Source organism: Pseudomonas sp. TREG-RG-20F-10-E-6-01 (assembly GCF_022662455.1).
In the GTDB taxonomy this organism is placed as follows: Bacteria; Pseudomonadota; Gammaproteobacteria; order Pseudomonadales; family Pseudomonadaceae; genus Aquipseudomonas.
Map to the genome: position 1 here is coordinate 16,966 of NZ_JAKNQP010000002.1, position 10,035 is coordinate 27,000.

At 58.2% G+C, this 10,035-nt stretch carries 13 protein-coding genes; 8 read left to right on the forward strand and 5 right to left on the reverse strand.

Translation table 11 applies throughout. The features are described from left to right. Window positions 1-3: 3 nt before the first annotated feature. From L8K08_RS06430 to L8K08_RS06440, 3 genes are read right to left on the reverse strand one after another with little or no spacing between them, the layout of a single operon-like run. Window positions 4-981, reverse strand: coding sequence for an ABC transporter permease (locus L8K08_RS06430; protein WP_242195136.1), 978 nt, complete (start codon window positions 979-981; stop codon window positions 4-6). After that, window positions 978-2,531 (reverse strand): sugar ABC transporter ATP-binding protein, encoded by a 1,554-nt coding sequence (locus L8K08_RS06435; RefSeq protein WP_145165841.1) that lies wholly within the window; start codon window positions 2,529-2,531, stop codon window positions 978-980. Before L8K08_RS06435 ends, L8K08_RS06430 begins: the two co-directional genes overlap by 4 nt. Window positions 2,532-2,588: 57 nt before the next feature. Further along, window positions 2,589-3,548, reverse strand: a complete 960-nt coding sequence (locus L8K08_RS06440; RefSeq protein ID WP_145165840.1) for a sugar ABC transporter substrate-binding protein — start codon at window positions 3,546-3,548, stop codon at window positions 2,589-2,591. A gap of 496 nt (window positions 3,549-4,044) precedes the next feature. Between L8K08_RS06440 and L8K08_RS06445 the strand changes: the two genes are divergently transcribed. From L8K08_RS06445 to L8K08_RS06455, 3 genes are all read left to right on the forward strand, one after another. After that, complete coding sequence (locus L8K08_RS06445) at window positions 4,045-5,133, forward strand: asparaginase (protein WP_242195139.1); 1,089 nt, start codon at window positions 4,045-4,047, stop codon at window positions 5,131-5,133. A 155-nt stretch (window positions 5,134-5,288) separates the two neighbouring features. After that, a complete protein-coding gene (locus L8K08_RS06450) occupies window positions 5,289-5,540 on the forward strand; it encodes a DUF1654 domain-containing protein (RefSeq protein WP_106580525.1) in 252 nt (83 codons plus the stop codon). Between the two features lie 4 nt (window positions 5,541-5,544). After that, entirely contained in the window at window positions 5,545-6,234 is a 690-nt protein-coding gene (locus L8K08_RS06455; RefSeq protein WP_242195142.1) for an endonuclease I family protein, read from the forward strand. A 31-nt stretch (window positions 6,235-6,265) separates the two neighbouring features. On the opposite strand, the gene L8K08_RS06460 is transcribed toward L8K08_RS06455, so the two are convergent. Then, window positions 6,266-6,631, reverse strand: a complete 366-nt coding sequence (locus L8K08_RS06460; RefSeq protein WP_242196379.1) for an SPOR domain-containing protein — start codon at window positions 6,629-6,631, stop codon at window positions 6,266-6,268. Window positions 6,632-6,893: 262 nt separating this feature from the next. Between L8K08_RS06460 and csrA the strand changes: the two genes are divergently transcribed. The 3 genes from csrA to L8K08_RS06475 all read left to right on the forward strand — a co-directional run bounded on the left by csrA (window position 6,894) and on the right by L8K08_RS06475 (window position 7,953). Continuing rightward, complete coding sequence (csrA, locus tag L8K08_RS06465) at window positions 6,894-7,088, forward strand: carbon storage regulator CsrA (RefSeq protein ID WP_003192511.1); 195 nt, start codon at window positions 6,894-6,896, stop codon at window positions 7,086-7,088. 209 nt (window positions 7,089-7,297) lie between these two features. Beyond that, window positions 7,298-7,561, forward strand: a complete 264-nt coding sequence (locus L8K08_RS06470; RefSeq protein WP_145165837.1) for a hypothetical protein — start codon at window positions 7,298-7,300, stop codon at window positions 7,559-7,561. Between the two features lie 95 nt (window positions 7,562-7,656). Further along, window positions 7,657-7,953 (forward strand): hypothetical protein, encoded by a 297-nt coding sequence (locus L8K08_RS06475; RefSeq protein ID WP_242195145.1) that lies wholly within the window; start codon window positions 7,657-7,659, stop codon window positions 7,951-7,953. A 37-nt stretch (window positions 7,954-7,990) separates the two neighbouring features. Here L8K08_RS06475 and L8K08_RS06480 read toward each other — a convergent pair whose 3' ends face one another. Then, window positions 7,991-8,668, reverse strand: coding sequence for an HAD family hydrolase (locus tag L8K08_RS06480; protein WP_242195148.1), 678 nt, complete (start codon window positions 8,666-8,668; stop codon window positions 7,991-7,993). A 215-nt stretch (window positions 8,669-8,883) separates the two neighbouring features. Here L8K08_RS06480 and L8K08_RS06485 point away from each other — a divergent pair, with 215 nt between their 5' ends. Then, window positions 8,884-9,654, forward strand: a complete 771-nt coding sequence (locus tag L8K08_RS06485) for an alpha/beta hydrolase (RefSeq protein WP_242195151.1) — start codon at window positions 8,884-8,886, stop codon at window positions 9,652-9,654. Window positions 9,655-9,765: 111 nt separating this feature from the next. Continuing rightward, window positions 9,766-10,026, forward strand: a complete 261-nt coding sequence (locus L8K08_RS06490; protein ID WP_242195154.1) for a DUF2790 domain-containing protein — start codon at window positions 9,766-9,768, stop codon at window positions 10,024-10,026. Window positions 10,027-10,035: the final 9 nt, after the last annotated feature.

Below are 10,035 nucleotides of genomic sequence, written 5' to 3' on the forward strand. Positions count from 1 at the left end.
GGTTCAGACTCGCCGGCTGGCGCGCTGGCTGCGGTAAGTGTCGAGGACCACGGCAATCACGATCACAGCACCGGTGATGATGCGTTTGGTGGGCTCCGTAGCACCGATCTGCGCCAGGCCAGCGGCCAGTACCGAAATGATCAACACGCCGAAAAAGGTGCTGATAACCGAACCGCGTCCGCCCATCAAGCTGGTGCCGCCGATCACCACAGCGGCGATCACCTGCAGCTCCAGGCCGGAGCCGGCATTCGGGTCCGCCGCTTCCAGGCGCGAAATCTGGAACAGTGCCGCCACACCGGCCAACAGCCCCATCAGGCTGAATACCAGGATTTTGTACGGCTTGGGATTGATCCCGGCCAGGCGCACGGCCTCTTCATTGGTGCCGATACCGATCAGGTAGCGACCAAACACCGTGCGCGTCAACACCAACTGAGCGGCAATGATCACCAGCAAGGCAATGATGAACGACGGCGAAATTCCGAAGGCAATCGGGTTCGACAGCCAGGCAAACGAATCACCAATATAGGCGGTGCGCGAGCCAGTCATTTGGTACGCCACGCCGCGCGCCATCTCCAGTACGCCGAGGGACACAATAAACGAGGGGATTCGCCAGGCCACAGTAATCGAGCCGGTGATGGTGCCTGCCACTGCCGCACAGCCCATGCCCAGCAGCGCTGCCGGCAGCACGCTCCAGCCCCAGCCGAGAATCGCCACACTGACCGCCGACGCGGCCAACGCCAGCACCGAGCCAACCGACAGGTCGATGCCGCCGATAATCAGGATGAACGTCATGCCCACCGCCAATACCATCAAGTCCGGTATCTGGTTGGCCAGGGTGCTGAAGGTGTCATAGGACAGGAAGTGATCGCTCAACATTGAGAACAGCGCGATCATCGCCAGTAAGGCGCCAGCCAGGCCCAGGTAAGTGCCCAGGCCGTAGAAGTTGCCGCCGGTTTTACCCGGGGAAGTTGTGGTTTTCATGGGGTATCCCTAAGCGCTGCGTCGTTGAGCAGCGCGTCACGTTTTTGGTAGCCGGCAAAAGCGGCGGCGAGCAATTCGTCCTGGGTCCAGCTGTCGCGCTCGAAGGTTTCGATCAAGCGCCCGGCGGACAGCACACCGATGCGGTCACAGATCAGCATCAGCTCACGCAGGTCGCTGGACACCACCACCAGCGCTTTGCCCTGGCGCGTCAATTCGCCGAGCAAGGCATAAATGTCGAACTTGGCGCCGACGTCGATGCCTCGGGTCGGCTCATCGAACAGCATCACCGCGCAATCGCGCTCCAGCCAACGGCCGATCACGACTTTCTGCTGGTTACCGCCCGACAGCTCGGACACCAACTGCGCCGGACTGGAGCTGCGGATGCGCATGGCGTCGATCTGGCGCTTGGCCAAGGCGGTTTCGTCGCGGCTGTTCACCACGCCGCCGCCGGAAATTTCCGGCATGTTGCCCAAGGCAATGTTGGCGCTGATCGACTGGGTCAACAGCAGGCCTTCGCCCTTGCGGTCTTCGGTGATCAGGGCAATGCCATGGCCCACCGCATCCACCGGGGAACGAATGCTCACCACCTGAGCCGGCGACCCCAAGGCGACAGTGCCGCTGTCCGCCAGGTCCGCGCCGAAGATCAGGCGCAACAGCTCGGTGCGGCCGGCGCCGATCAGGCCGGAGATGCCATAGATCTCCCCGGCGCGTACTTCAAAGGACACATCACGCACCTTGTCCGAGCGGGTCAGCCCTTTCACGGTCAAGGCGGGGCCGCCGATAGTGCGCGGGCCCAGGTCGATCTGTTCACCCAGCTCGCGCCCGACCATCAGGGTGACCAGTTGCTCACTGTTGTAGTTGGCCATCGGCTCGACGCAGACCAGTTTGCCGTCGCGCAATACCGCAATACGCTGGGCAACACGGGCCAGCTCTTCGAGCCGGTGTGAAATATAAATGATCGCCACGCCCCGAGCCTGCAGGCGGGTGATTTGTTCAAAGAGCATTTCGACTTCGCGCGCGGTAAGCATCGCCGTGGGTTCGTCGAGAATCAGTACGTGGCAGTCGCCGATCAGGTTGCGGGCGATTTCGACCATCTGCTGATGGCCAATGCCCAAGGTGCCAACCAGGGTATCCGGGTCGATCGCATCCAGGCCGACCTGAGCCATGGCTTCGATCGCGGCTTTGCGCAGCTGTTTGCGGCTGATCCATCCACACTTGCTGGGCAGGTTATCCAGAAACAGGTTTTCGGCCACGGTCAGTGTGGGCAGCAGGTTGAGCTCCTGCATGACCATGCGCACGCCCAGCTCTTCAGCCTGGGTGCGGCTGCCGGGACGGTAGTCCTGACCATTGAACTGCATATGCCCGGTGGTCGGCGTGACCAGCCCGCCGATAATTTTCGACAGGGTACTTTTACCCGCGCCGTTCTCACCGGTCAGCGCCAGCACTTCCCCGCGGTTGAGCGTCAGGGTGATGTCGGACAGAACCGGTTGGGCATAGGTCTTGCCGATACCGCTGACCGAGAGGACAGCGTTCGGGGCGGAAGATGACATAGGAAAATCTCCAGGCGCCCACTCAGGACGAGCGGGCGCTGTTGGGTGCTGCCAGGATTACTTCTTGAGGACGAGTTCGACCGGGGTTTCGATCACACCGTCTTTGGCATCGACTTTCTCACCCTTGACCAGCTTGAGCGCGTTCTGGATACCGAACACGGCTTGCTGGGCGGCAGCCTGGTCAGCGGTCGCAAGCACACGGCCATCTTGCAGCATTGGTTTGATGGCTTCGATGTTGTCGTAGCCTACGACCAGCACTTTGCCGGCTTTGCCCGCAGCGCGCACGGCAGAGACAGCGCCCAGGGCCATGTTGTCGTTACCCGCCAATAGTGCCTTGAGGTCCGGGTATTCGCTCAACATGGCGGAGGCGACTTTCTGACCCTGGTCGATTTCCCAGTTGCCCGACTGAGTGGAGACGATCTTCATGCCGGCAGCGTCCATCGCGTCCTTGTAGCCTGCGGTGCGCTGCTGCGCGTTGGTGGTGGTCGGGACACCTTCGATGATGCCGACCTTGTCACCCGCGGCCAGTTGCTTGGCCAGGTAGTCACCGACCAGCTTGGAGCCTTTACGGTTATCCGGGCCTACGAACGGAATATCGAGGTTTTTGCTTTTCAGTACATCCGGATCAAGGCGGTTGTCGATGTTGACGACCTTGATGCCCGCATCGGAAGCTTTCTTCAATACGGTGACCAACGCCTTGGAATCAGCCGGAGCAATCACGATGGCGTTTACTTTGGCGAGGATCATCTGGTTGACGATATCGATCTGCGCGCTGGTATCGGTTTCGTTCTTGATCCCGTTGGTGATCATGTCGAAATCACCGGCGTGGTCTTTTTGATACTTCTTGGCGCCGTCCTGCATGGTCACGAAGAATTCGTTGGCGAGGGACTTCATCACCAGGCCGACCTTGGGTTTGGCGGCGGCGTCATCGGCAAAAGCAGAGGAAAGGGGCAGAGCAGCGGATGCAGCGGCAAGCACAGCGACAGCAAGAAGACGTCCAGCAAATGGCAGCTTCATGGGTTCACTCCGATCTTATGATTATTGTGAGCAACGCTTGCACGGCAGACCGTCTCGCAAACGTTTGCGTTAGTCAAACTATGAGAACCTTGTCGAGATTTGTCAACGGGTGAAAAACGCCTTTCATCCAAGCCCATTGCTACCTGCCATTGCGCCCCATTCGGTGGATGCGACTAAACATCGCCCTCGCCCGCCCGTTCTCTAAAACGACAGCCTGTGAGACTCATGTCATACGCAACCTGTCGATATGCCCTGATGGCCTTCGGACAACCGAACACGATACTGCCTCCCCGTTCGGAAAGCCGGACGTGTGCTTTTTCATGCCTTCTGAGATATCTGTAAATAGTGTTTTAAATCAACAGCTTAATTTATAGGCACGAACACAATCAGCTTGGTACAAATCCTGCTCTTTCCTGGCACCTCGTGGCGTTCAGAACCGCCCGGGTGTTCTAGATGAACCTGCGACCGCACTCATCAAAAACCAGAGAGAAAAATAATGAAATCTGCACTGAAGTCTTTTGTTCCGGGCGCACTCGCCCTCCTGCTGCTGTTCCCCGTTGCCGCTCAGGCAAAGGAAGTTGAAGCCAAGACCAAACTGTCCAATGTGGTGATTCTTGCCACCGGCGGCACTATTGCCGGCGCGGGCGCCAGCGCTGCCAACAGCGCCACTTATCAGGCGGCCAAGGTCGGCATCGAGCAATTGATCGCTGGTGTTCCTGAGCTTAGCCAGATTGCCAATGTGCGCGGCGAGCAAGTGATGCAAATTGCGTCCGAAAGCATCAACAATGAAAACCTGCTGCAACTGGGTCGCCGTGTTGCCGAACTGGCCGACAGCAAGGACGTCGACGGCATCGTGATTACGCACGGTACCGACACCCTCGAAGAAACCGCCTACTTCCTGAACCTGGTGGAAAAAACCGACAAGCCAATCGTGGTGGTCGGCTCGATGCGTCCGGGCACCGCCATGTCGGCGGACGGCATGCTCAACCTGTACAACGCCGTCGCCGTCGCCGGCAGCAAAGATGCACGCGGCAAGGGCGTGCTGGTCACCATGAACGATGAGATCCAGTCGGGTCGTGACGTCAGCAAGATGATCAATATCAAGACCGAAGCGTTCAAGAGCCCATGGGGGCCATTGGGCATGGTGGTTGAAGGCAAATCCTACTGGTTCCGCCTGCCGGCCAAGCGCCACACCCTGGATTCTGAATTCGATATCAAAACCATTAAAAGCCTGCCGGACGTTGAAATCGCTTATGGCTACGGCAATGTGAGCGACACCGCCGTCAAGGCCCTGGCTCAGGCTGGCGCCAAAGCCATCATCCATGCCGGCACTGGCAATGGCTCGGTGTCTTCCAAGGTCGTCCCTGCCCTGCAGGAACTGCGCAAACAAGGCGTGCAGATCATTCGCTCGTCCCACGTGAACGCCGGCGGTTTCGTGCTGCGTAACGCCGAACAGCCTGACGACAAGTACGACTGGGTGGTTGCCCATGACCTGAACCCGCAGAAAGCGCGGATCCTGGCGATGGTTGCGCTGACCAAGACCCAAGACAGCAAAGAGCTGCAACGGATGTTCTGGGAATATTGATTTCTGATAACACTGTGGAGGCGGGTTTACTCGCCTCTATCTTCTCTTGAAACTTCCCCGCCACAACTCCCCGCGCAAGTCCTGAGTTTTAAGCAGTTGCGAAATTCCTTATAGTTAAATACTGTATACACATACAGCAAACTAAGGAATGCTCCGTGGCAAAGTCCTCTTCCGCAGCCCCAACCCCGCCTGACGCTTACGCACGCTTGGCCGTTCGTGTGCAAAAAATCATCAATTCGACCAATGCCCAGAAAGCCAAGGCAGCCTTGATCTTCCGTTTACCCGAAGAGCCCGAAGATGAATGGGCGCGCTTGCTGGAAGAAATTGCGGAGAACGACAACGTGACCCTCGCTTATCGGGACGACGGTGGTGTGCAGATTTTCTGGGTTGTGCCGAAGGAAGATTGATTCAATGAGTGTTCGCTTTACTGCGTTGTTTTGTCTGTTTTTTGCCATTACTGCCAACGCCCAGGCGCCTCGAACCTTCAGCGAAGCCAAGAAAGTTGCCTGGAAGCTCTATGCGCCACAATCCACAGAGTTTTACTGCGGCTGCAAATACACCGGCAACCGGGTGAATTTAAAAGCCTGCGGGTATATTCCACGCAAAAATGCCAACCGTGCCGCACGCATCGAATGGGAGCATATCGTTCCAGCCTGGCAGATCGGCCATCAGCGTCAATGCTGGCAGAACGGTGGACGCAAGAACTGTACGCGCCGCGATGATGTGTTCAAGCGTGCAGAGGCCGACTTGCACAACCTGGTGCCGAGCATCGGGGAGGTCAATGGTGATCGCAATAACTTCAGTTTTGGTTGGCTGCCGGTACAAACCGGACAGTACGGCTCATGTTTGACCCAAGTGGACTTCAAGGCAAAAAAGGTCATGCCGCGCCCGTCTATTCGCGGAATGATTGCCCGGACCTACTTTTACATGAGCAAACAATATGGCTTGCGCCTGTCGAAACAGGACCGCCAACTATATGAAGCCTGGAACAAGACTTACCCGGTACAAACCTGGGAGCGCCAGCGCAACCAGACCGTGGCCTGCGTGATGGGGCGGGGCAACGAGTTTGTCGGCCCGGTTAACCTGAAAGCCTGCGGTTGAAGGCGGGAGGAACTCCCGCCCGATCTGTTGGTTACTGTGCAGCCTTGTGTTCAATCACCTGGGACTCGGTGTCATTTTTCTTGGCGCGGGCCAGTTTTTCGGTCAGTTGCGCCTGCTTGGCTTCGGCTTCGGCCTTACTGGCGAACGGCCCCAACAGGACATCGTCCTTGCCGTCTGTTTTCACGATATAAAAATTAAACCCATGTTCCAGCAACCAGGCAGTCAAGTCAGTGATTGCCTGGAGCTTGTGGTCCGGCGGGCCGACCCACACATCCCATTCCTGAGCGGCAATCGCGCCGGTGTCTGGCTGGCTTTCAGTCACGGCAGGCTTGGCCTTGGGCGCTTCGACAGGTTTGCCTTCACCGCAGCCGGCCAATGCCAACACCGCAATTGCCATCGCTACTTTACGCACTGCCCTGCTCCTTTGAGGATAAAGAGGCAACTTTATCATTCACTGTCTATTCTGGCCGTCATAAACGTTGGCTTAAACAATGCGAATGATGTATCGCAGACCTGTATGATGCCGCCATGGGAATTAATGTCGCCTCTATGCGTCCTAAAAGAGGCAGTCACAGGGAAGCGCTTAGCAGTAAGCTACACACATCCGACATCTGCCCTGTCTGAAACATGTGTCCTTAAAAGTAATCAAGGAGAAGTCCATGCTTATACTCACCCGCAAAGTCGGTGAAAGCATAAACATCGGTGATGACATCACGATCACCATTCTGGGCGTCAGCGGCCAGCAAGTACGAATCGGCATCAACGCACCCAAGGACGTTGCCGTGCATCGCGAGGAGATTTACCAGCGTATCCAGGCCGGCCTGACGGCTCCGGACAAAAACCAGACTCCTTGACGCACTCTCAGTAGCCAGCCCTTTCGTTCACTGTAACGGCTGGCGAAGACCCTTCAAGCCTGCTCGCGTCTCTTGCGTGAACAGCACGTTTTGCGCCTTGCGCTTCGCCCCAAGATGAAACTGTCTTGACGACTTGAACTTGTTGCGTAATCCACAGCCGAATCTTCTGACTCTTATCCTGCCGTCCGAGTGCATTCAGGAGCACGTCGATGAGGCACGCCGCCCCCAAGCCCCTCGTTTCCAAGTCCTGGTGGATCGTCCTGCTGATAGGGCTGGTCTTCGTGACGCTGGGTTATGGCCTGAGATACGAAATTGAAAGTAGCAGTGCCTCCCATGGTAGCTCTTGGCCTGATCTGGCGCTGTTTCTGTGCGGTTACCTGTTTGCGTTCTGCCTCAAGCCTATTCAGAAGGCGATTCTGCGCAAGTTGTGTCAACGCGCCGCTCAACGAACACACCACAAAACTGCACGATAACGCCCCCCTTGCGGGCTATCAGATCACCGGCATTTACAGTGTCGCAGCAAGACCTATGCTTGGGCTTGCACGGTCAGTATTAAGGGCTGAAACAGATGGATACCCTGAGTAAATCCGAAATTGAAACTGCGCTGGCGGCCCGCCTGCCCAGTTACACAATAGCCTGCACACTGCACGCTGACGGCACATTGTCGGCTGTTCTCAGCGGCCCTGAAACCGACCACTTTGCAATCACCGGTATCGTGCGCGCGCACTATCGCGGCGCAGAAGCGATAGCCCGGCTGGCGAACGAAATCCTCAGAGAAATGGTGATGTCCCGACAGGGCCTTCGCAGCAGCCGACTGCAGGCCCTACCGGAAAACAGCGTAAGGTCGGACCGACCCGGCAACTGATGAAATCAGGAGCGATAACGGGTTTGGCTTTCGTGTATCAAGCCACGGCGATCGATAAACTCAGCAACCCGTCATCGTTACGATGCACGCGCACGCGCTCATACCCCTGAATCGACGCATGCACCGTGACCATGGGCTGCAAGTGCGTCGAGGTCACGACTACCACGTCAGCCCCTGCCGCCTCCGCGGCGCGAATCCCCACCGTCGCATCCTCGAACACCAGGCAGTCCTGCACCGGTACGCCCAGACGCTGCGCACCCAGCACATAACAAGCCGGATCCGGTTTGCCACTGGCGACATCCTCGGCCGTCACCAGCACTGCCGGCGGCGCAATGCCCGCCGCTTGCAGGCGGCGCAACGCCAACGCCCTGGGTGCAGACGTGACCAGCGCCCACTGATCGCCAGGCAAACTGTTCAGAAACTCGACAGCGCCTGGAATCGCGACGACACCCTCGACATCGTTGATTTCCGCCTCGGTTATCCACTGCGCTTCAACTTCAGCGTCCACGCCTGGCAATGCCTGCCGGGTGATCGTATCAATGGCTCGTGCGCCGTGAATGGTACTCAGAAAAGCCGCCACCTCCAGGCCGTGGCGTTCAGCCCAGATACTCCAGACCCGTTCGGCGGCGGCGATAGAGTTGAGCAAGGTCCCATCCATATCGAATAAAAAGGCGCGGTAGCGTTGGGTAAATGCGGCTGGACCTTGAATAGACACTGCGAGGTTTCCTTTTTATCGCTGACAAATGCTGACCCCGATGCAATCTACGGATCACGTCAACACTTGTAAACGTTGCAGAGCACTGCCCTCCCCCTTTGCATTACAAGCATGTAATGAAGCTGTAAGTCTTGTCAGCACCCTCACTTCATACAGTGGCGTCGTCAGTCACCCACACCGGGTGACACACCTGCACACTGATGAAGGGCCGCACGATGAAACCTGCAAGCACACTCTGCCTGATCGCCGCCAGCCTGTTGATGCTGGGCACCGGTACCGCCATGGCCGGCACCGTGGCACCGATCAAAGCCAACAACGTGGTCCTGGTGCACGGCTCCTGGGCGGACGGCTCGAGCTGGTCCGACGTGATCACCCGTCTTCAGGCCGCAGGCCTGCATGTCACCGCCGTACAGAACCCGCTGACCTCGGTGGCCGATGACGTCGCCGCCACCAACCGCGTACTCGATCAACAGGACGGTCCTACCGTCCTGGTCGGCCATTCCTACGCCGGCACCGTGGTCAGCGACGCCGGCGCGAACCCGAAGGTCAGCTCTCTGGTGTATGTGGCAGCCCGCGCACCGGACGCCAATGAAGACTTCGTCGCGCTCTCCGCCAAATACCCGAGCATGCCGGTGCGAGCCGGCGTTGAAGAGCACGACGGTTACCTGACCCTGAACCAGGACTCTTTCCTGAAGTACTTCGCCGCCGACGTGCCCCGCGCCAAGGCACTGGAGCTGTACGCCGTACAACAACCGATTACCAAGACGCTGTTCAGTGGTCGCACCGTGAATGCCGCCTGGCACACCAAGCCGTCCTGGTACGCCGTGTCGAGCAATGACCAGACCATCAACCCGGACCTGGAACGCTTCCTCGCCAAGCGCATGAACGCCACCACCATCGAGCTGCCTTCGAGCCACTTGTCGTTGGTGTCCCACGCCAAGGAAATCACCGACCTGATCCTCGAAGCGTCCGGTCGCCAGCCTTGAATCCGTTGATTACGAACTTGTCATGATCCTGTTGGTTGGCTGTTTGGGGCGCCTGGTTACTGTGAACTCACTGCCAATCCCGGCAGCCGACCCTTTAAGAGAACTACTGCCATGAAACTGTTTATCCTGGGCTTCGCCGCGCTGCTTGCCACCGGTTCCGCATTTGCCGCCGACACCCCTTCCGCCACCAACGTGATCCACGACAAGACCGGCTTCTTCGTGCACCTGGACGTCGACAAAGTGCTGTCGAGCACCGACACCTACGGGCAGTGCGGCATCGTCCCTGCCCGCCTCGATTACCTCGACCACCAGGGCCGCGAACAAGTGCTGGACTACCAGGTACAGGGCATCGGTTGCGCCAGTGACAATTGATCGGGCTAC